Annotated in this window: 22 protein-coding genes; 7 read left to right on the plus strand and 15 right to left on the minus strand. The window is 41.0% G+C overall.

Going from position 1 to position 20497, the window contains the following annotated elements; genetic code table 11:
• Positions 1-19 precede the first annotated feature (19 nt).
• From sctE to PR833_RS15175, 15 genes are all read right to left on the minus strand, one after another.
• The gene (gene sctE, locus PR833_RS15105; protein WP_004926260.1) at positions 20-2266 is read right to left on the minus strand and encodes a type III secretion system translocon subunit SctE; all 2247 of its coding nucleotides are present in this window, start codon (positions 2264-2266) and stop codon (positions 20-22) included.
• A gap of 10 nt (positions 2267-2276) precedes the next feature.
• Entirely contained in the window at positions 2277-2789 is a 513-nt protein-coding gene (sicA, locus tag PR833_RS15110) for a type III secretion system translocator chaperone SicA (RefSeq protein ID WP_004926257.1), read from the minus strand.
• A 114-nt stretch (positions 2790-2903) separates the two neighbouring features.
• The gene (locus tag PR833_RS15115; RefSeq protein ID WP_040132647.1) at positions 2904-4007 is read right to left on the minus strand and encodes an EscU/YscU/HrcU family type III secretion system export apparatus switch protein; all 1104 of its coding nucleotides are present in this window, start codon (positions 4005-4007) and stop codon (positions 2904-2906) included.
• 12 nt (positions 4008-4019) lie between these two features.
• Positions 4020-4823, minus strand: coding sequence for a type III secretion system export apparatus subunit SctT (gene sctT / locus PR833_RS15120; RefSeq protein ID WP_036942348.1), 804 nt, complete (start codon positions 4821-4823; stop codon positions 4020-4022).
• The gene (sctS, locus tag PR833_RS15125; RefSeq protein WP_004926250.1) at positions 4820-5092 is read right to left on the minus strand and encodes a type III secretion system export apparatus subunit SctS; all 273 of its coding nucleotides are present in this window, start codon (positions 5090-5092) and stop codon (positions 4820-4822) included. The genes sctT and sctS overlap by 4 nt, the downstream gene beginning before the upstream one ends.
• Before the next feature lie 14 nt (positions 5093-5106).
• Positions 5107-5772 carry an EscR/YscR/HrcR family type III secretion system export apparatus protein gene (locus tag PR833_RS15130; RefSeq protein ID WP_036942351.1) on the minus strand — a complete coding sequence of 222 codons (666 nt, stop codon included), beginning with the start codon at positions 5770-5772 and terminating at the stop codon, positions 5107-5109.
• 1 nt (position 5773) lies between these two features.
• Positions 5774-6700, minus strand: a complete 927-nt coding sequence (locus PR833_RS15135; RefSeq protein ID WP_272526308.1) for a FliM/FliN family flagellar motor switch protein — start codon at positions 6698-6700, stop codon at positions 5774-5776.
• A 2-nt stretch (positions 6701-6702) separates the two neighbouring features.
• Entirely contained in the window at positions 6703-8151 is a 1449-nt protein-coding gene (locus PR833_RS15140; protein ID WP_004926243.1) for a SpaN/EivJ family type III secretion system needle length determinant, read from the minus strand.
• Positions 8123-8578: a hypothetical protein gene (locus tag PR833_RS15145; protein ID WP_004926241.1), complete on the minus strand. Its 456-nt coding sequence runs from the start codon at positions 8576-8578 to the stop codon at positions 8123-8125. Before PR833_RS15145 ends, PR833_RS15140 begins: the two co-directional genes overlap by 29 nt.
• Positions 8578-9870: a type III secretion system ATPase SctN gene (sctN, locus tag PR833_RS15150; RefSeq protein ID WP_036942361.1), complete on the minus strand. Its 1293-nt coding sequence runs from the start codon at positions 9868-9870 to the stop codon at positions 8578-8580. The genes PR833_RS15145 and sctN overlap by 1 nt, the downstream gene beginning before the upstream one ends.
• A 3-nt stretch (positions 9871-9873) precedes the next feature.
• A complete protein-coding gene (locus tag PR833_RS15155; RefSeq protein WP_014657096.1) occupies positions 9874-10281 on the minus strand; it encodes a type III secretion system protein in 408 nt (135 codons plus the stop codon).
• Positions 10282-10292: 11 nt separating this feature from the next.
• The gene (locus PR833_RS15160; protein WP_004926235.1) at positions 10293-12362 is read right to left on the minus strand and encodes an EscV/YscV/HrcV family type III secretion system export apparatus protein; all 2070 of its coding nucleotides are present in this window, start codon (positions 12360-12362) and stop codon (positions 10293-10295) included.
• Positions 12355-13479, minus strand: a complete 1125-nt coding sequence (sctW, locus tag PR833_RS15165; protein ID WP_004926232.1) for a type III secretion system gatekeeper subunit SctW — start codon at positions 13477-13479, stop codon at positions 12355-12357. Before sctW ends, PR833_RS15160 begins: the two co-directional genes overlap by 8 nt.
• On the minus strand, positions 13470-15158 hold the full coding sequence (sctC, locus tag PR833_RS15170; protein ID WP_036942370.1) for a type III secretion system outer membrane ring subunit SctC: 1689 nt from the start codon (positions 15156-15158) through the stop codon (positions 13470-13472). The genes sctW and sctC overlap by 10 nt, the downstream gene beginning before the upstream one ends.
• A complete protein-coding gene (locus PR833_RS15175; protein ID WP_004926225.1) occupies positions 15148-15924 on the minus strand; it encodes a helix-turn-helix domain-containing protein in 777 nt (258 codons plus the stop codon). Before PR833_RS15175 ends, sctC begins: the two co-directional genes overlap by 11 nt.
• Positions 15925-16120: 196 nt before the next feature.
• On the opposite strand from PR833_RS15175, the gene PR833_RS15180 reads away from it, so the two are divergent.
• Genes PR833_RS15180 through PR833_RS15210 form a run of 7 tightly spaced genes read left to right on the plus strand, consistent with a single transcriptional unit; the run spans position 16121 to position 20436 of the window.
• Positions 16121-17323, plus strand: coding sequence for a PrgH/EprH family type III secretion apparatus protein (locus PR833_RS15180; protein WP_004926223.1), 1203 nt, complete (start codon positions 16121-16123; stop codon positions 17321-17323).
• Positions 17324-17334: 11 nt separating this feature from the next.
• A complete protein-coding gene (locus PR833_RS15185) occupies positions 17335-17676 on the plus strand; it encodes a type III secretion apparatus needle protein (protein ID WP_004926220.1) in 342 nt (113 codons plus the stop codon).
• 48 nt (positions 17677-17724) lie between these two features.
• The gene (gene sctI / locus PR833_RS15190) at positions 17725-18027 is read left to right on the plus strand and encodes a type III secretion system inner rod subunit SctI (protein WP_004926354.1); all 303 of its coding nucleotides are present in this window, start codon (positions 17725-17727) and stop codon (positions 18025-18027) included.
• 3 nt (positions 18028-18030) lie between these two features.
• Entirely contained in the window at positions 18031-18792 is a 762-nt protein-coding gene (sctJ, locus tag PR833_RS15195; RefSeq protein WP_004926218.1) for a type III secretion system inner membrane ring lipoprotein SctJ, read from the plus strand.
• Entirely contained in the window at positions 18776-19330 is a 555-nt protein-coding gene (locus PR833_RS15200) for a hypothetical protein (protein WP_053110278.1), read from the plus strand. Before sctJ ends, PR833_RS15200 begins: the two co-directional genes overlap by 17 nt.
• Positions 19308-19958, plus strand: a complete 651-nt coding sequence (locus PR833_RS15205; RefSeq protein WP_014657101.1) for a hypothetical protein — start codon at positions 19308-19310, stop codon at positions 19956-19958. The genes PR833_RS15200 and PR833_RS15205 overlap by 23 nt, the downstream gene beginning before the upstream one ends.
• Positions 19936-20436, plus strand: a complete 501-nt coding sequence (locus PR833_RS15210; protein WP_272526311.1) for a hypothetical protein — start codon at positions 19936-19938, stop codon at positions 20434-20436. Before PR833_RS15205 ends, PR833_RS15210 begins: the two co-directional genes overlap by 23 nt.
• Positions 20437-20497: the final 61 nt, after the last annotated feature.

The raw sequence follows: 20497 nt of genomic DNA on the forward strand, positions 1-20497 counted from the left end.
TAGAGTTCCTTAATGAAAATTAGGCATAATTAGAGAGATTGATTGAATTGGCTTTACGCTCATTTGATTGTTTCAATGAGGTCAGCGTGTCAGTAAATAGGTTATTAAACACCTCATATTGTTTTGACAGCATCTTAATCAGAGACTCAAGCAACTCATCGAGGACTTTAATGATTTCATCATTCATCATCATTTTGGCGAATAACGTCTTAAGCTCTCGTAGTTGCGCAGCTCCTTCTAAGCGTAATGCTCCAACAGTCACCGCACTTGTCACTGACATTGCAACGCCAGCCCCTTTCGCACCAACTTCGACACGTGACGCTAATAGGCTCTGTTTGCCCAGTTTTTTCCCTGTATCAACGATATCAGCAACATCATCAACCTGATCAGCGACTTTATCGACCACTTTCACCGTATCTTGGATGCTATCTGCTTGCTGATGCACCTTATCAACGGTTTTCACGGCATCCTTAATACCGTCTGCTTGTTCATTCACCTGATTAACCGTTTTCACTGCATGCTTAGCGCTGTCTGCCTGTTCATGTAACTTGTCGACCGCTTTTGCAGTATCTTTGATGCTATCAGCCTGCTCATGCGTCCTATCAACGGCTTTTGCGATATTTTTAATATCACGAGCCTTCTTCACGACCTGATTGGCTGTTTTAACGGTACTTTGTAACTCTTCCGCCGCATCGGCTAATTTAGTAAATTTCGTTAATACCACCATGTCATCCGCGGCTTTGCCTAACGTTTTAATTTTACTGAGCAGGTTTTTAACGAGATTGACGATCGTATTTGCCATCGCCTTTAATGTGCTTTTCACGACAGTTTTCAGCGTATTGGCCGCAATTTTGACGACCGTTTTTACGGTATTGGCGATGTTTTTCACAAAAGAGGACATAGAAACCAAAGAGAGCGCCAGAAAAGCAACGGCTGCGACAACCATGCCAACAATGCTACCAATCTTTTTCGCCTCTTCGGCAGACATCCCAAACGATATCAACATATCCGTGACAACATTTGAAATTTCCGTCGCTAACATCTGCATTAAACTTGCATTACCCGTCTCTTCCAACACGATATCAGTGACAGAAATGGCGATACCGATTGCGGCAACGGCAAGGGTTAATGGTGCAGCCGCGCCGAATGTTGCGACTGTCGCAATAACAGAAACCGCTAACATGACGTAGCTAAAAATCTTACTGGCGCACGATGCGGCTTTATTGGCAGCATCTGCTTTACGCTGAGCCTCTTCGGCTTCTTTGGCTTTTTTCTCTGAATCTTTACGAGAGGCTTCGCTGATCTTAGCCATCACCTCTTCTTGCTCTTTCATATTGCGGATAGAGTCTTCATTCATCGCTTTTTTCAGCGATGCGGTTAACATGGTCAATAGAGCAAGCGTGTTTTCCCATTTTTCGCCGTCGACTTCGACAGGGCGCGGTGCATTTTGGATAAATTTATTTAAAACGTCGCGATCACTATTAGCAGCCACAGTGAGTTCTGCTATTGTCGAATACGCTGTCTTAAGATTGCTTTCAATCGTAGATAGTTTTAATTCTAAATCAGCAAGTTGGGTATTACTTTGTGCAAGCTGAGCCGTTAATTGCCCCCCCTGCTGTTTAAGCTCATTCACTTCCGTTGTTAGCTGTTCAATTAACTGAGTCAGTTTTTGCGCATCTTGCTTGTCATCGGCTGTTTTAGGGGGTTTTGGTATCCCACTTAAACTCGCTTTAGCAAAATCGAGTGCGTTGGTTTTACTGGCTAACGCCTGCTTATTTTCATTCAGTCGATTCTGCTGCTGGGTCTGTGTTTTCGTTAGCTCCTCTAACTCATTTTTGGTATTAGTATGGTCAACGCGAATAGCATTCACATCTTTTTCAGCTTGCTGTAGTTTTTCTGTATTTTTAGCAAATGAATCTAATAACGCATCACCATGTTGCCTCAGCGCATCGGATTCAATATTTAACTGATGCAGTTGATTACGTAATTCATTGATATTATTTTCACCTAATATCTTACGTATCGATGAGAAAGCCTCCATCATTGACACTCTTGCATTCACGCCTTTTTTCGGCTCTTGCAGTTGCGGCTGGCTTTCTAATTTACTGCGTTTCACTTGTTCATTTGATGTTAATTCTTCGCATGCGGTCTCCATACTTAACATCGCTTTGGCGATGTTATCCCCCATTTCTAATGGATTAACACCTTGCTGAAAGGCTTTGACTAGGCCTATCCTATCAGATGTTATATTGGTGATTGCTGCCATATTGTTTCCTCTACTTTATTGAAGAGTCTTTCTGCACTGAATCAGTCTTTTCAAGATTCTTTTTCAATGCATTAAGGTAAGCCTGAGATTTGGCTTTTAACTCACTATCGGTACTGCTATTACAAACACTTTCGAAACAGTGCAGTGCTGCACTGCTTTTTTTAAGCATCAAATTACATTGGCCAGCATGAAATAAAGGACGATAGTCATCCTTAGCCAATACAAAAGCTAATGCATAAAGTTCAGCGGCCTTTTCATAACGTTTAGTTAATTGGTAAACAGCGGCAAGTCCCATCACATAGTCGGTATTATAAAAATCATAAATACTCAAAAAGCGAAAAAAGGTTTCTGCTTCTTTTAATTTTCCTTGTTGATAAAACTCATAAGCGTAGGCATAGATGCCATCCATCATCTCTTGTGAAATACCATGAATATCTTTATAAGTTGCCCCAGACATTAATGCCGACGTAACATCATTAAGCAATTCATCCATATCTATAGACTGTTTTTCTTTGTTACTCATATATTCACCTTATAAAAATGTAGGATATATGACGCAATATCATTAATAATTGCATCATAATTATTCAAAACTGAATTTTCTTATAAAAAACGATATTATCGACAAATGGTTAATTTAACTGTCTTTATCTTCCTGAATGATTTTTCTCTCATTTATTAGTTTCATTGATTCTTCATCGAGATCTATTCCCATCTTTTCTAATTCAATGCGAATTAACCAATTGATGATCCGCATTACATCCTGCAAACCATGCTCATCAATAAAACTATCTTTCCGATAATAGCGCCATATTTTTCTAGCTAATGGAATATCACGGACAACAGGAACGCCTTGTTGCTCGGCATATCGAACAATCATTTTTGCCTGTAATCCATGGCTTTTAAATAATAAAAAAGGTAATGGCGCAATATCATTATTATAATAAATTAACATTGCAATATGCGTCGGGTTTGCCATCACAAAAGTCGAGTTACGCACATTGGATTTCACCTCTTCCGACAATATTTCCTGATGCAGCCCTTTACGAGCGCTTTTTAAGTGAGGATCCCCTTCATTATCTTTATACTCTTTTTTCACTTCCTGTTTTTCCATTTTTAATCCCTTAATAAACAAGAAGAATTCTGTGACCACATCCACTAAGATGATAAATAACGCAACGGCTAAAAAAACGACAACAAAGGTAGCGCACAGCCCCACCCATTGATAAATCACTCCATTTATCGTGCTACGATACAGCAAGAAAATGTCATGCCGCCAAAGAATAAAAAATACCATGGCCGAGATAGAAAATACGATCAGATAAAGAAATGCTTTAATTAATTCCTTAAGAGAATTCAGTGAAAATATTTTCTTAATCCCTGAAATTGGATTGAGCTTTGAAAAATCAATTTTAATGGCTTCTGTTGCTAAGCGGAAACGACTTTGTAATAAAGAAAGTATCGCTCCTGAAATAAAACAGGCGAGTAGTACAGGAATAACTATTTTTAGAAAAGCACCAATAAACTCCCTTAATAATATATTGATATTAATATTATAAGGTGATAACAAAATACGTTTCATCAATCCAGCTATTTCAAATAAACTGGTTGTTCCTGTGATTACATAAACGCTAACGACTAACACTAATGCCGCAACACTGTCTTTACTTTTAAAGCTTTGCCCTTTTTTAGCAGAATCTTTAATTTTTTTCTCGGTAGGTTTTTCGGTTTTCTCTGCCATTTTATATGTGCTCTATGCTGGGTCCGATAATATAAAGATGTCATGTAATGGAGAGGTTGAAATCATATTAACCAAGATATCAGGCACTTCATTCTGAAAATAGAGCAAAAAAACAGCAAATGCGATAATTGACTTAATGGTTAAAGATAAAGAAAACGCATTTAACTGTGGGCAAAAACGTGAATATAACCCCAATGCAGCTTCACTAATAAATAGGGTAATGAGAATAGGTGCCGCCAATATAATCGCTTTTACCACCATTTGGTTCATCCATTCCCCTAATGGCAAACTATTAAATTGGGAAAAACCTGCCGCAAACGGTAATAGCTGATAACTTTGTGCAAATGTTTTAACTAATAATAGCATGCCACCTTGCGATAAAAAGACCATACACACGATATAACTAATAAAGACCGCAAGTTCGGACGCTTCACTGCCACTGGCAGGATCCACAATACTGCTAATTGTTTCACCACGCTGAGTATCAATCAGCTCACCGATAATATTCGCTATCATAAACGGTAAAGCTAAAATAAGTGCCGTGATTAACCCTACCGCTAATTCATACAGCACTATTTCCATAAAACCAACACGCTCTTCTTGAAGATTATGAGTCGATAGTAGTGGCCAGAGTCCTAATACAATATAGACAGTCACACAGTTTTTAATCATACCGCTACTGAGTAACTTGTTACTCAAAAAAGGTAAAAAGAAGAGTGTTGGAGCAATACGTACCCAAGCGATAGCTAATGTGATTAACCCTTCCTGAAAGGTAAAATACATGGACGAATAAAAAGACAGTATCTCTTGATTCATCCCAAAAGCCCTATTGCTGGAATGGCTGTCGTTAACACTTCTAACGCATAATTCATCACTTTATCTGCCAGCCAGCCTGAAATCATAAATAACGAGCCAAACACCGCCAGCAATTTAATCCCAAAAGGAAGCGTCTGCTCCTGTAATTGCGTAACCGTTTGGATTAATCCCACCAGCAACCCAACCACTGTCGCCACAATAACAGGGATAGCGGATAACATAACAATCAATAACATTGCTTTATTGCTGCTATAAATAATCTCATCCATTCATCGTATCCTTGTTATTGCTGTGCCAATTCAAGATATTGCATCACTAACCCTTTCGAAATCAGTGACCATCCATCAATAGCGACAAACAGGATCAATTTAACTGGCACCGAAATAGTGACTGGGCTCATCATCATCATACCGAGAGCTAACAGAATGCTAGATATCACCAGATCAATCACAACAAAGGGTAAATAGATATAAAAACCAATTTCGAATGCTGACTTAACTTCACTTAGTGCATAGGCAGGTAATAGTGAAAATAGTGTGGCTGAATGCGCTTCGGCATCCATTGGCTCTTCATTTCGCTGCTGTTGTACTGATTCGAAAAATTGCACCAGTTCAGGATCAGAATATTTTTGTAAATAGGCCTTATAGCGCCCTAAGCCGCCATCAACAAAATTATCGACCGATTCCACATTGCCAAAATCCACCTTCTCTTCACGCATATAATGGCTAATGTCTTGTACCACTGGCATCATGACAAAAAGGGATAACAACATCGCGATGCCATTTAAAGCCATGGTTGAGGGAACCTGTTGAACCCCCATGGCATTACGTACCATGATTAATACGATCGATATTTTTAAATAACAGGTGCCTGCCGCAATAATAAACGGCAGTAATGTGGCCAGTGAAACCAGTGCCAACATGGGTATTTCGTTGGATACAATGGACATGTTATGGCCTTTTATCACCCAGATGAGCAAGACGAGTAATTTCTAAGCCTAACTCGTCACTCTCACCGATATAAATCAGCTCTCCCTCAGCAATGAGCTGCTTATTGGCATACACTTTGACTTCACGCTCTTTATTTTCACCAATCGAATATACGGCTCCCGGCTGAATATCGGCTAACTCATTCAGCGTAATTTCAGTCTGACCAAGTACAAACGTTAATTTGATTGTCATCGCATTCACATCGAATGGTTTCACAACCTCATCTGAAAAGGTTTCTTCTTGTAATAACGCACTCTCATCGGCAATAGGGGCGATCGTCTCTTCAATCATAAATTGACCTTCTTGTTGTTTTTGAAAACGGGCAAAAGGGCGCCCTGCGATTGACATATTCAGCAGTAATTGCTGAATACAAAACACATCATGCAACTGGATAGATTGCAGAAGTTTTGCGCTAATATAGCTATAGCCCAATACCCAATCCGCTTGTAACTTAAGCTTATGCAACGCAAATTGTTGTTTTGATTGTTTTGCTAGCCCTTCTATTGATGAAGGTAACAACACCTGGCCCAAAGCCGGCTCTTGCACACACAACCAAGGCTTTGCAGGGCTATCATCAATAATTTCGAGTGAACCACAACGGAAATGCTCGGAGAAAAAGCGCATTCCACGATTTTCAGTCGTAAATAGACTGATTAAGTTATCCTCATCAATGCTATTCCAAGCATAATGCGTGAAAGCGGGCCAATGGTGGTGACACCAACGTTCCACATTGACCAGTGCTGGTACTTTTTCCGTGTGACTGATTAACGTCAGTTGGAAATAGCGCTCCCCCTGTCTGGGGGAGACGGTTTCCAAATCAGGTTGGTAACATTGCTGCCAAGCGCGTACTTGGAGTGCTCGCTGGCTAATACGGCGAATATTCAACATGATTAATGATCTTCTTGCTCAGACTGTTGTTGCCTTTGTTGGCGTTGTCGCTCATGACGCGACTCTTCATCACGAATTGATAACGGATGATCGCTGCGTAAAAGGTGCTGATTTTCATGTAACGCACGATGAACTTCCGGGCTAGTGGTGGTAGCCAATAGTTCACTGCCTCTAGTGGCTAACTCAAATGTCACCGAAGGGCTGTTCTGCCATTGATTAAAGGTATAAGTGAGGCGGCTTCCTTCAATTTGTGTCACTTTATTCTCTGTCGCTGCCGCCATCGCTTCTGTGCCCATATCTAGGGTGGAATTTGCTTTATTTGTGGGTTGACGAGATTGCACCATCGGAGCTATTTGCCCCTTTTCATTGCAAGTCGTAGTGGCTAATGGTGGTATCACCCAATCAGGGGAGTCATCGATTTCCAATTGCGGATATGGCTGGCTAATCTCAGGCACTGTATCGCCTTCATCTATTTTTTGTGATTGCGTTGGCTGAACAAGCGGCAATGAGGAGGGCGTACTGTACTGCCCCTGATCTGCCACTGAAATAGAAGCCACAGATGGTGACGGTGACATTGGTCGTGCGGTTATTTCGGATTGAGGCAAAATCCGGCTTTCATGCGTAGGCAGAGATAGCGCTGGCGCTTGGAAAGAGAGGGGGGATACAGACATCGCCTCTCGAGTAACTGACGTTGTTTTTACGCCTAGCGGTATTGGCATTTCATGATGGGTTTCATGGTGAATATGCAAATCATTTTGCTCTACTTCACGATGTTTAATCTGCGTTGATGGCGGCAATGCGTGCTTATTGTGCTCTGCTCCTTGCCATTTTTTTGGCTGAGGCGCTAAAGCTGTTATTGACGCTTGATGTCTCACCACATTTTTATTTGTATTTGCAGAGATAGATAAATTTGCATTGGTTTCTACAGAGACCGTTTCAGCAGTATTTGATAACCGATTGCTCTCTTGTTGCCAGTGAGTTTTCCCGATAACACCTTGCCCAATCGCAACATGATTAGGAACTAATGGCGCATCAATAAGCGCTTTATCGGTCGAATCACCCTCACTGTCCGACGATATTTCTGTCATCGGTAGCGCCCTATGTGACAGCGATGCTTCTATCACAGGTAATTCACGGTGTGATTGGGCGGCTTTCACACCCGCCGTTGCATTGATACCCAATTGGCAAAATGCCATCATTTTTTCCGCCGTTTCAGTATGGCGTAGGTGCACAGGTAACTGCGCCAATAATAGCGCTAAGCTGTCTTCCATTTCTTTCTTGCGTCGTTTTTGTGGTGGCGACGTTTGTGCTTTCTTCGAAGCGACCTCCGCCATACGCTGTTTAATTAGCGACTTGCTATCGGGTTGTTTACCTTTTGCTAATGGGAAGGCAGCATGGTTTTCCGCTACCCTAGTACTCAGTTCATTCAACGCCAGTTTTACTGTTGCCATAGGCGGACAACTCCTCAATTTCATTTTGTTGCTGACGTTCCGATTTTAAACGCCGAGCACGGTGTTGCTGCTTGAGATAATTTTGGAATTTCTCGCACTTGTTACGTAACGCAAACATACGCACAACAATATTTTTTCGTGATTGCTCATACCGAGTCATTTCCGTATTAATTGACTCCGTTTGGTATTGAAGATGAGCAATTTCCGCGAGCAAAGCGGCTTTCAGCCTTTGGCTCTCCCAAAAAGCCATTTTGCTCAGTTCGGCGGATTGCTCATATAACGCGATTTGTGTCGTCAATATCGCAATACGCGATTGAATATCCGTTAATTGTTGTTGTAGCGCACGGATTGCTGACTGCACTTGCCATTGTTCCTGTTTAGCGCGATCAAGGCGTCTTTCCGTTAACGTAAGAAGACTTTTAATCATCAGGAAGCCAAATAGTCGAGGCGGTTTAATACAGTTTCGAAATGCTCAGCTTCATCCATCTTTTGTTGCAAGAACTGTTCAATATCTTCTTTTTTATCCAAAGCATTGTCGTTGTCTTCACTTTCCCCACGTTGGTATTCGCCAAGCTCCAAATACAGCTGAATTTGTTCTAGCCTAGATAGACGATCACGCACTTTTGTTGCGGCTTGGCGATGTGTATCCGTCGTGACTTTTTGGAATACACGACTAATGCTGTGCAAAATATCAATCGCTGGGTAATGCCCCTTTCCCGCCAACTTATGGCTAAGATAAATATGCCCATCAAGAATCGAGCGAATTTCATCACCAATAGGGTCTGACTCTTCTTCACTTTCTAGCAATACGGTATAAAAGGCGGTAATTGAGCCTTGCTGCATACGACCTGGGCGCTCAAGCAACATAGGCAGTTGCTCAAACACCGACGCTGGGTAGCCTCGTCTTGCTGGAAGTTCCCCCGCCGCCAAAGCAACATCACGTAATGCTCTGGCGTAACGTGTCATTGAATCAACAAATAACAAGACATGTCGATTACGGTCACGGAAATATTCCGCGATTGTCGTAGCAAGCAACGCCGCATTACACCGCTCTATCGGTGGGCTATCGGAAGTGGCATAAATAAGCACCGTTTGGGCTGCATGAGGAGAGGCTTGTAACTCCTCAATAAATTCAATGACCTCTCGGCCACGCTCACCGATTAAAGCAACAACATGGATATCCGCCTTCGCGTGGTTAATAATCATATTCATTAATGAAGTTTTGCCGCTTCCTGCCGCAGCGAAAATACCAATACGCTGCCCAAGACCACAGGTTAATAAGCCATCTATCGCACGGATACCGGTGATAAGTGGTTCATCAATCGGACGCCGAGATGTCACGCTCGCGGGTGGACTATCAATACGCATTAGTCTTGAGTCAGGGCAGAACGCTGTTTCGGCAGTATGACCGAGCACACCAACCTGCTCACCCGCCGCATCAAAAATTTTACCGGCAAGCTGCTCATGCATTTCAAACACGAAAGGTAGGCCCGTTGGGCGGATCACCACATCACGCGTTAACCCTTGTGCTCGACCAATTAAGCTGAGCACAGTTAAGCCCTCTTTAAACCCCACGACTTGTGCTTTTGCTATGCGCTCTTTTGACGTTATCGAGCGTTCAACAACACAGATCTCACCAATAAAAACTCCCTGCAAAGGGGCTTCCATTAAACAGCCATGAATGCGCGCAGGGTGCGCGCAAGAATCAAAAAGCTTCATGATTTAATTAGCTAATACTGTTTGGAATTGATTACTACGCTCAAAGAACTCTTCAAAGCTGTCAGCAAATTGTTGAGTATCGTTTAAGGCTGACTCTTTCATCACAGCCGAAAGCACCAAGCTATTATCAATAAGATTCAATGCCGGTTGCCCCAATTGAAAATTGCGAGGTGAATATTCCACGATCATGCTCAGTAGCATATGCGCCATTGAATCAAATTTTGCGGGACTATATTCAGCAAGGTGACACCAAATAATTAAATCATCACCAGAAAGATCGATATTAATCGCTGGCGAGTCATTCATTTCTAATTGAATATTTGAATGACAGTCGAGTTGTGGATTAATTAGATCACTACGGCCCATTGAATTTAAAAATGTATTTAATGCTTCTACAAAGCGGTATTTCATAAGAAATTTCCTTATATTGTCTTAATAATATTCACTTTCACCATTTCAGATACCTCATTAAATGAGAGCACCTCTAATTCAGGAAAGCGTCCTTCAAGGATTTTTTTCACAAAACGACGTATATCGACCGGCACCAGCACATTAATATCTCGAATAGATAAATGGCTATTTTCGAGGGCTAGCTCGGCAGCTTGAATTAATTCATTGGTCTTTTCTGGTTCTAAATGCAAATAGACTCCCCCAGAAGATTGACGAATGCCTTGGCGAATGGTGTCTTCAAAAACAGAATTCACCATAAGCACATTTAAGCGGCCATCAATGGCAAAACGTGAAGATATATAGCGCGCCATTGAGGTTCTGACATGTTCAACGAGCATTAAGCTATCTTTCTCTCTTGGCACCCATTGCACGAGAGTTTCAATAATGAGTTTCATATTACGCACTGAGATTTTCTCCATTAATAAACGCTGGAAAACCTCTGTCACCTTTTGCACCGTCGCGTGTCGATAGCACTCTTTTAATAGCTCAGGGTATTTGCCTTCTAAATCATCTAGTAAGTTTTTCGTTTCTTGGATCCCAAAAAACTCATTAATATGACGCAGCAATAGTGTACTAACGCAATCAATCATTTCGGTCACATCATCGCGCACCATCAAACCAAGCTGTTCTATATGTTCGTGATCTTGCTTGCCACACCAAGAGCTAATTGCGCCATACTCATCAGTAAAATGAGTCAGCGTTATGCCTAAATATTCCAATTCATCACTCATGGTTAATAAGCGAAATCCACCGAAACAGATATCGTATTCACCTGCTTTAACTTCATTAATTAAAATGATGATTTTGTTATCTGGAACGATAGGTGAATAATTAATGGCAATATCGGGTATCCGGTAACCATAACGAACAAACACATCCTTTTTCATACGAAACAAAAAGTTTTTTTCTTCGAGCTGTTTTTTATATTGCTGATTAACCGAAATAATAATCGGCAAGGTTTCAGGAATATATTCAGGCTCAAAACGGCTATTTTCCCTTTGTGTTTCCCCTTCGGTGACTTCCGAATCGACACTCACCTGCTCAGTTTGTGATATCTGCTTATTCTTCTCTTTACGCGTTTTCCAAAAACGAACAAAAAATAGTACTGATAGCAAAGAGGCTAAAAAGAGAAAAATAGCGGTAGGGAAACCCGGCAGGAACCCCATAAATAAAACGATGAAGGCAGTAATAAGAATCGTAAAATTATTCGCAAATAACTCAGAAACGATATTTTGACCTAAGTTTTTATCATTGCCTCCAACGCGAGTCACAATAAAGCCTGCACTAATAGAGATAAGCAGTGCTGGGATCTGTGCCACCAAACCATCACCGATGGTTAAGAGTGAGAATGTATTCAGAGCCGATGACATATCCATGCCCTGCTGTGCAACACCCACAGAAATTCCCCCGATCAGATTGACAAAAATAATGACAATCCCTGCAATCGCATCCCCTTTAATAAACTTCATTGCACCATCAAAAGAACCAAATAATTGACTCTCTTTTTCTAAGTCGCCGCGCCGCTCTTTTACCGTCGATTCATCAATCACCCCTGCCCGTAAGTCGGCATCAATACTCATTTGCTTACCCGGCATTGCATCGAGGGAAAAACGTGCTGCCACTTCAGCAATACGTTCAGACCCTTTCGTGATCACAATAAATTGCACTATGGTCACAATGGCAAACACCACCATACCGACCACTAAATTATCTTGGATCACAAACTCACCAAAGGTGGCAATAATATCGCCCGCGTCAGCCTCCAATAAAATCAAGCGGCTCGTGCTAATAGATAATGCGAGACGAAATAATGTGCTTATTAATAAAATAGAAGGGAATGATTGAAAATTTAATATGCGAGTAATATAGAAAGAGCTCATAAAAATGAGCACCGATATCATAATATTCAAGCCAATTAATAAATCGACCAATATTGTTGGTAATGGAATAATCAGCATGGCGATGACCATCACCATAATAACTAAGACCATCAATTCTGGGCGATTGCGGATCGCCAAAAGAAATCCCGTAAATTTATTCATGCGGTTTCTGTTCCTTATTTAGCAAACCGTTGCGCATCATGATTTCCTCTTGTGCCTTCACATAGTCCATATATATTTTCAATTGATTGAGCAGCTCTTCTCGTGCTTCCAATGATTGAAAAATTGCGGTGGGTATTGTTCCAAATGCCAAAATTAATAATTGTAAAAAACGCGCCCGTAAGTCCGTGCTCATCGCCCCTAACTGTGATGAAATAAATAACAACAAATTCTCTTCAAATTGCGCTTGGCTACGAATACCACTGGTAAAGAGCTGACTGAGCTTTTTAGCAAACTCAGAATTAATCAGTTGGCTGTGCTGCCGAAAAAGCCCCGATTGGAAAAATTGTTGCGTGAACACATGCTCAAGTGACTGCAATTCACGTAACCGCCCGACACGGAGAAAATAATCACCAAATTCACTAATATTAATATCGCCCAATGGCAGGGCTTGTAGATCACACGCCAGCGCTCTGCTTAAATAACGCATAATATTTTCGCGCTCTTGGCTTTCCATCTCCTCAACCCACTGCTCATATAGATAAACTACAGGGCCGTCATAACTAAGAAACTCACGATATAACATGCGTAAGTTCCCTGCGGATTGCTTAATTTTTTGCGCAAACGCCTTCGCAACCAGTGCAATATTTATCCCCGCTTGAGTGCTTCTATCGCTATCCTCAGCGTTAAGTTGTTGCTCCAGCTCTTTTAGTTGTTCGAGTTGCTCAGCCTTCAATTTCCCTCGATTGATTAAGGCCGCAAGCGCCATTAACAAATCGCTAGGGTCGGCAAAAAAGCGCAATAAAAATGCTCTTAGCTCTTTAGGAGTCATAAACTGCCGATTAAGCGCACTTTCAACATGTAAAATGGTTTCATCAGCATGCTCATCAAGGATGCGCTCAGCAAATTGCATCCAATCTTCGGTTTCTCCTTGTTTAGAGCCACTTTTTTTTACATGGCTCGCCGCCAACATCGACATTGAGGCATATTCCCCAGCACTATCGATAACCCCTTGACCGCGCAATACTTCGTCCGAATCATCACTGGTTTTTGATGATCGACTCTTTTCATGTGAACTGCTGACTATGCGGGAACCAAAGCCCAAAGGCGTTATTGCCATGGTTGCTCCATATAGGTTTTCAAAAATTTAACGGTACTGTGCAACTGCCCGTTTTGTTCTTTAATACGCTGATTTTCCGAGAACTGACGCCCATCCCATACTTCGTTTTCGTCCAATAAACGCGGTTGGATCAAAAACAATCGCACCATTTTTTGCTTATTAACGGAGGTATGACTAAAGAGGCCGCCGATCAGTGGGATATCCCCCAATAAAGGAATATGACTTTCATTTTCAACCACTTGTTCTCGGGTGTATCCCCCAATTAATAAACTGCTATTTTGCGCAATACGCGCAACCGTATTGATAGTCGTACGATTAACAGATGGAAGGCCTTCCACATTCGAAACCTCACCACTTTTTGATTGTTTTTCACCGCCGTCTTCAATATTCACTTCCATCTCAACTTGATGACTAGATGAAATACGCGGCATCACACTCACCATGGTGCCGTAAGTGACTTGCTCCAAGGTGGCAATACGTTCCCCTTGTAACTTGGCATAAAAACTGGTGTTGTTATCAAATAAGGCAGGAATGTTCTCTTGGGTTAGCAGAACAGGACGAGAAACAATATGGCCATTACCGCTTTTGCTTAAGGCATCAACGCGTAACAGAAAATCCGTACTGTTTGATAACGTGCTGCGATTAAAAGAAAATGCCGTGTTCCCCGTATTAATCGTGCCAACTTCCCAATTGACGCCTAAATTATCCAATTCACTACGCGTGATATCGATAATCCACAGTGATAGCTCAACTTGGCGGCGACGCGTATCTAACGTTCTAACCAGTTGGCGAACATAACGAATTTGTTCAGGGGAACCTTTAACAATTAGACTGTTACTATCAGGGTGAGCCACCAAAGAAAAAGGCACATTTGATGATGAAGAGTGACTAAATGTCGCTAGAGACTCAGAAGCTTCACCGATGGGTGCATCCATCAAGGCATCAATATCATCTCCAACCTTCTCTTTGGGAGTTATTTTTTGCGTCGGTACGGCGCCGGTCGGCGTATCTTTGAATAGCTCACTGATAACTGACAGCATGCCCGGCACCGTGATGTTATTACCGCGCAACGCATAGTTTCTATCTGTCACAGAAGCATATTTTACGGGGATCACTGCCAACTCTCCCCCAGATAACGACTCCTGCTTAACTTGCTCATCAAGATACAGCGTAGCGGCTTTTATCAATTCAACATATAACGGCGGCCCAGAAACAAATAGCAGGCTATTTTCCCCTTGAGTACGGACAGGAAAACGCGGGTCGTAAATCCCATTTTTCTTAATATAATTGAGGACTTGTTGGCTACTGGCATTATTCATCGGAATAATTGCACTACGCATTTCGCTATTATCATAAACATAAATCGCTGCACCATCGTCATACCAAACCAGCGCAATACGGCGAGTTAATGCTTTAAACATTTCATCGGCATTCGCTAAATTAAAATTACCTGTAATGCGTTTTTGTGCCGCAAGTTTGCTGAGAATAATCGGCTTATTCAGTCGCTCAGCGATAGAATCAAACACTTTTCCTACCGCAATATTATTGGCGACAAAGGTCTCCTGACCCATTTCTTGTTTAACCGGCTCTGCTGTGATCACTGTCGTTTGCGCTAAACTATGATCCACACTCAGTAAAAAGAGTGACAATAAGATCACTCCGCCTCTTTTACTGCTCATATAATTTTGCTCCAAGGTGCCTAATATCAGAGGGAGTTAACCCTAGCTCTTTTTTAATATCGTTAGTAAAATGCGATGCGGAGCAATAACCCGCTTCCAACCCAACATCAAGTATTGAATTATCGCTTTCAATTAATTTCAAAATGGCTGACGCCATTCGCACACTCATAATTTTTCTTTTTGCTGTTTTATTAAAGTTTTCTCGATATAGCTGCCTAAAATAAGAAGCCGACACGCCATACCTTGCACATAGCTGGTTAATATTGGCATTTTTATCTTTTTCGGCGGCAGAAAGTAAAAAACGCATAATGCCGTATGCTTCATAGCGCCTTAATATATTGCACCATGAATAAAACTGAGGTTGCCGTTGAATAATCAAATCAATAACAATATTCTTTATTGAATATTCGGAAAAAATATCACTTGATAGATGAATAACTTCATCTTCTTTATTATCTGATGAGGTTATTTCGTTTTCTGCAAGAAATGATTGCCCCATTGCGGTATCAATAACAGCAAGAACTTCAATGACCTCAGAAAGTAGCATTGAATGAATAAACCAGCCCTTTTTATTAATAGAAGTAATATCTGATGATGGGAATACAAATAAAGATTGCCCCATTACCTCTACTTTTTTACCCGAATAGGGAGAATGAAAAATTAACGCTGTTTCCTCAGCGTTAGGTATCGCTAAAACTAAGCTGTCTTGTAAAGAGAAGCAGCCTTCTTTATTTTCAAGTAATGCCGCAATATTTGTATTCACCATGATGTTTCTACTTTATCTAAAGAGAATCAATAGCGCTAAAATGGCGGAAAATGCATCATGGCACAAAGGAATAATCCGGAATAACTCATACTCGATATCTAACATAATAGGTCAGAATGATTAAGATAAATTCTACTGACGGAAATGCAGTTATCAGTTTTACTAGCGCCAATTTCTTGTCATTGGAATTTACTTTATGAAAGATACAAATAGCCGCGCTTGTATAATGAAAATTGCTAGCGGCCCCATGAATGGACATGAGCTAATGTTAACTGCTGACGCTCATTTGATTGTTATTGACCCGAATGTTGAATACCACACGGAGGTCGATAATGATGGGCTTATGACTTACTATATCCCTAGTGAATCAATACATTACGAACTAGCTATCACAACAGAGGATGGTTCGAATGATCATATCAATGATGCCGATGAACCAATATTTTATCTTCATATCAATGATGGTATGAAATCAAAGTCTATTCCTATCCCTTTTCAAGAATTAATATTGGCCGACACATTTCCTATTGCAATAAAACCAATTGATGCACCATGGAACCTATCAACTCGTGAGCCTGCATTACCTGAAATTTGTATTGAAAATGACAGCCAACCTATGCTGGAATCCAAATTAACCAAGAAAAATTTTATTTTCTTTGGGCTATTTGTTTTAACTATTTTTTCAATAATTCTAGTTATTCAATACTACTCTGGAAATAATTCTTTAAAAAAGATAAACACTGTCGAAAACATTCTACAAGGTAGCCATTATCCCATCATTGTGACTCTGAACCAGCAAGGTGAAACCTTAATTTTAGTGCGAAATCAGCGTGACGTCGACTGGAGTATTCAACGCCTAAGAAAAGAGCATTATTCTGAAAAGTATCAGATAACAAAAATAGCTCAGTTGGAAAGTGAAATTGAGAATAAAATTTCCGAAAACGTACCGAGTTTATTAAAGATTGATTTAAGTAATCCTTGTCACCCTATTGTTAGAAAAGCCAATAAACAGGTAACCACTAAGGATGAAAAAATCATTAATAATATTATGAAAGGTTATCTTGGCTGCTATAAAAACAGTGAAATTTTGACCGTCAATTTAGACGAACTGATAAAAAAGGCGGAAATAGGATTAACAGAAAGTAACGTTCCGTGGAAACGAGTTGATAAAGATAATATGACCATATTTATTGTTCAAGGAAGTTTGGATGATAAACAGATATCGTCTACTGTTCGGCTCGCGGATCAATTTATTAATCAATGGGGAAATCAGCATATTCAGTTTTCAATTTCTCTGGCAACGAATCAACTAACAGGGAAATCATTTATCCGTAACGATCAGGGTTTTATTATTTTAGGCCATAACCATTGGTCGTTTAATTCAAACACAATTAATTAATGAGGTGATATATGTCAGATTCAGGTATTCTAGGTATTAATAAAGACACGGGTAATTGGGAGTCATCCGCATTCGAAACGCCGGTGGCTGGTGATAAAAACTGGGGAATGATGTATCGCAGTAGTGCGAATGTCAGTAACCGAGCCAAAGAGTTCGCCGATGAATTAAAAGACATACTTGATGGTAAGACGACAACACCTGATGGTAAGACGGTAAAGTTAGAAGTCGATAACCCACTGACTCTCGGAAAAATTACCGCTTTAAGTGGTAGCTACAATATGGCAAGACAGTTACAAAGCAACTTAATGAAATCCATTAAAGATACCGCTCAAGCCATTATCCGTAACGTTTAATTTCACAATAGAGCATCGCTTTGTGGGTGCTCTACCTTTTAGGAGCCTATGATGATACAGCCTATTAATCGATCCGTTTTCATGTCAATGATGTTAGATAATACTACTGACAGCGTATCGACTCAATCTCTTGAAAGTACGGTTAGATCTCTTTATGCACAATATTCTGTTGAAGTACAAAATAAAAAAGAGGCCCTTTTTCACCAAGCCGATACCATAGATGTTAGCAATCCCATTGATGTGATGAATATGCAAAATTCAATCGCCCAATACAGTTTAGGCCTCAATTTTGTGTCGACCCTCACCCATAAAGCCACAGGTGCTATTGATACTCTACTAAAAGCCCAATAAGTCATGAATACATTGAAGAAATTAATCCTAATTACCTTCGTCGGGTTATTGGCTGGGTGTGATAACCAACTCTTACTCAGTCATCTTAGCCAACGCCAGAGCAATGAAGTCCTAGCCATCTTACAAGAGCATGGCGTTGAAGCTTCACGTAAACAAGATAATAAACAAGGGGATTCTATAAAGGTATCGCCGCGTGACTTTGTGATCGCCGTAGATTTATTACGTCAATATAACTTACCGTCTAAAGACCCTGTGGAGATCATTCAGGCTTTCCCGGGAGACTCGCTGGTTGCTTCACCACAGGCGGAACGCACTCGACTGCTCTCCTTGATTGAACAACGCTTAGAGCAATCTCTATTAACGATCCCTGATGTTGTTAATGCGAGGGTGCATGTCAGTTACCCTCTGAATGGTAATACCCCGACTAAGCAGACGCAAAAAGTGTCTAGTTTAGTGACCTACTCTGGTAATGAAGACCCGAAATTGATGATGAATAAAATCAAACTATTCCTAACCAGTAGCTTTGCAGAAACCAATTATGACAATGTTTCTGTGGTGATTGTCAGCCGCCCACCTTTACAGCATCAAATTCGCACTGAACCTGAATCAATATTTAATCCTATTTGGGTTGCCATACTGACGCTCGGGGGAGCCGCTGTTCTTGGCCTAGCCATATTCCTTTGGCACCGCCAGCAATCATTGAAAAATAGAGATGATCAAGACAAGGCCGCTATAGAGGCAAAAATCGATGACACTATTGCATAATATTCATCCACTTCTGCAAGCAGATATCTTCTTAGCGCCGGGGAGTTATTTCCATTTAGAATACAGTGATGTTGATTATCATCGATTACCTGCAACGTTAAAAAAACTGCATAACCAGCAGTTGATCCAACAGTATCTTTTGCCTTGGCCTGATAGCACAACGGCACGGCTACCTCGTATTTTGTCGATGGAGTGGAATCAACTCCCAAAAGTCGCTCTCGGATTAGGGGCTATTTTACATTCAGGCGCGCTGCCTTGGTGGGGAGAGTTGGCGGCTTTTTCCGACTTACGCCACAAATACAGTGACCCACGCTGGCAGTGCACTGATAGAGAAAGCCCGACTCCCCAACATTTACTTGCGCTTGGGGCTGAACAACTTTTCGCCTATATCACTCCCTTCGGGCGTGCTTATACCGAGAGGTTAAAATATATGTTCAGCAATCAAACGTTAGCGCTAATCCCTTCATCGTTTAACGCGATGCTACCTTGGAATATCATTGAAGAAACTTGCCGTTATGTCAGAAAAAATACAGCCTGATATCCAACAAACCGCATGTGAAAAAGTATTGATTAAACATCATGCTACTCGTGCGTTTCGCTATGTGAAACAGATTGAACAACAAGCTCAACAGCAAGCCACAGAGCGTTATCAACAAGCTCAGCAACAGGTGGAACATATTCACAAAATTGCCTATCAGCAAGGCTACTCTGATGGCTTAAAACAGCTCCTGTCTAAATTAATTGAAAGCATTGAGATCAGCGAAAAGTGCTATCAACAAGCCGTGAATCAAAGCCAAGAAACGTTATTGCAGCAACTTTCTGCGCTTTTTCATGATCCACACTTACAAGAAATCATTGCTAAATACCTCATTCAGCAACAAGAGCGACGCCCCATCACACTGTATTTACCTGATAGGTTACAAAACATGTTTAACCATATCGAGGCGGGTCTAAAAATCTTACCCAGTGTAGAGGGGGATATTGCTTTAGAAATAGGTAATGAAGTCATTCATTTTTCCCCGACGATTGCCGCCGAGCAGACTTTGCCTCAAATATTATCCGTCTCAGCCCGCTGCCAAATTTTAGCAGAGAGAAAATCAGCCTATCAGCATATCATGGCTTTGATCGAACAAGGAGATTGTAATGATATCCCCACTAACGCTTAATAGACTCAACGTAGGAATGAATGAAAAAATATCAACAGGTTCGAATCGCCTCAATATTACAACCAAAGTGAGTGATGCGTGGCACACAAAATCTACCACAGTCAAACCGACAGCATCTCAAGAGCGCTATATTGTATTAACTGATGCTGAACATACCGAGATCAATCAATTATTAAGTCAATTAAAAATTGATGACACAAATAACGAAGCGCGCAGAGCCAATTTTTTGGTCTTGTATAAAAAACTCGCCAACTCAACGAATGAAGCAAAAGAGCGGTTTATTACTGGAGCAATGCAACGACTAAAAACTCCCGACGCATTTGCTGATCAAGAACAACTCAAAGCAACATTTGAAAAAACCTTATATCGAGTTAATGCAACTAACCTGATGACTCAGCCATTTATCAACCAGATGAATGATAGTATCAGTAGTATTAGTCTAGAGGGTGACCAAGATGATGAGTTCAAATTTTATTAATCAATTAAATTCATTATAGCACACTTAAAGCGTCACTCCTTTTAATATCCCCACCTTCTCA

Source organism: Providencia sp. PROV189 (assembly GCF_028480065.1).
In the GTDB taxonomy this organism is placed as follows: domain Bacteria; phylum Pseudomonadota; class Gammaproteobacteria; order Enterobacterales; family Enterobacteriaceae; genus Providencia; species Providencia stuartii.

Excerpts from the sequence above, each read along its gene's own strand:
- sctE (WP_004926260.1), bottom strand. The coding sequence starts at position 2,266 with ATGGCAGCAATCACCAATATAACATCTGATAGGATAGGCCTAGTCAAA.
- sicA (WP_004926257.1), bottom strand. The coding sequence starts at position 2,789 with ATGAGTAACAAAGAAAAACAGTCTATAGATATGGATGAATTGCTTAAT.
- PR833_RS15115 (WP_040132647.1), bottom strand. The coding sequence starts at position 4,007 with ATGGCAGAGAAAACCGAAAAACCTACCGAGAAAAAAATTAAAGATTCT.
- sctT (WP_036942348.1), bottom strand. The coding sequence starts at position 4,823 with ATGAATCAAGAGATACTGTCTTTTTATTCGTCCATGTATTTTACCTTT.
- sctS (WP_004926250.1), bottom strand. The coding sequence starts at position 5,092 with ATGGATGAGATTATTTATAGCAGCAATAAAGCAATGTTATTGATTGTT.
- PR833_RS15130 (WP_036942351.1), bottom strand. The coding sequence starts at position 5,772 with ATGTCCATTGTATCCAACGAAATACCCATGTTGGCACTGGTTTCACTG.
- PR833_RS15135 (WP_272526308.1), bottom strand. The coding sequence starts at position 6,700 with ATGTTGAATATTCGCCGTATTAGCCAGCGAGCACTCCAAGTACGCGCT.
- PR833_RS15140 (WP_004926243.1), bottom strand. The coding sequence starts at position 8,151 with ATGGCAACAGTAAAACTGGCGTTGAATGAACTGAGTACTAGGGTAGCG.
- PR833_RS15145 (WP_004926241.1), bottom strand. The coding sequence starts at position 8,578 with ATGATTAAAAGTCTTCTTACGTTAACGGAAAGACGCCTTGATCGCGCT.
- sctN (WP_036942361.1), bottom strand. The coding sequence starts at position 9,870 with ATGAAGCTTTTTGATTCTTGCGCGCACCCTGCGCGCATTCATGGCTGT.
- PR833_RS15155 (WP_014657096.1), bottom strand. The coding sequence starts at position 10,281 with ATGAAATACCGCTTTGTAGAAGCATTAAATACATTTTTAAATTCAATG.
- PR833_RS15160 (WP_004926235.1), bottom strand. The coding sequence starts at position 12,362 with ATGAATAAATTTACGGGATTTCTTTTGGCGATCCGCAATCGCCCAGAA.
- sctW (WP_004926232.1), bottom strand. The coding sequence starts at position 13,479 with ATGGCAATAACGCCTTTGGGCTTTGGTTCCCGCATAGTCAGCAGTTCA.
- sctC (WP_036942370.1), bottom strand. The coding sequence starts at position 15,158 with ATGAGCAGTAAAAGAGGCGGAGTGATCTTATTGTCACTCTTTTTACTG.
- PR833_RS15175 (WP_004926225.1), bottom strand. The coding sequence starts at position 15,924 with ATGGTGAATACAAATATTGCGGCATTACTTGAAAATAAAGAAGGCTGC.
- PR833_RS15180 (WP_004926223.1), top strand. The coding sequence starts at position 16,121 with ATGAAAGATACAAATAGCCGCGCTTGTATAATGAAAATTGCTAGCGGC.
- PR833_RS15185 (WP_004926220.1), top strand. The coding sequence starts at position 17,335 with ATGTCAGATTCAGGTATTCTAGGTATTAATAAAGACACGGGTAATTGG.
- sctI (WP_004926354.1), top strand. The coding sequence starts at position 17,725 with ATGATGATACAGCCTATTAATCGATCCGTTTTCATGTCAATGATGTTA.
- sctJ (WP_004926218.1), top strand. The coding sequence starts at position 18,031 with ATGAATACATTGAAGAAATTAATCCTAATTACCTTCGTCGGGTTATTG.
- PR833_RS15200 (WP_053110278.1), top strand. The coding sequence starts at position 18,776 with ATGACACTATTGCATAATATTCATCCACTTCTGCAAGCAGATATCTTC.
- PR833_RS15205 (WP_014657101.1), top strand. The coding sequence starts at position 19,308 with ATGTCAGAAAAAATACAGCCTGATATCCAACAAACCGCATGTGAAAAA.
- PR833_RS15210 (WP_272526311.1), top strand. The coding sequence starts at position 19,936 with ATGATATCCCCACTAACGCTTAATAGACTCAACGTAGGAATGAATGAA.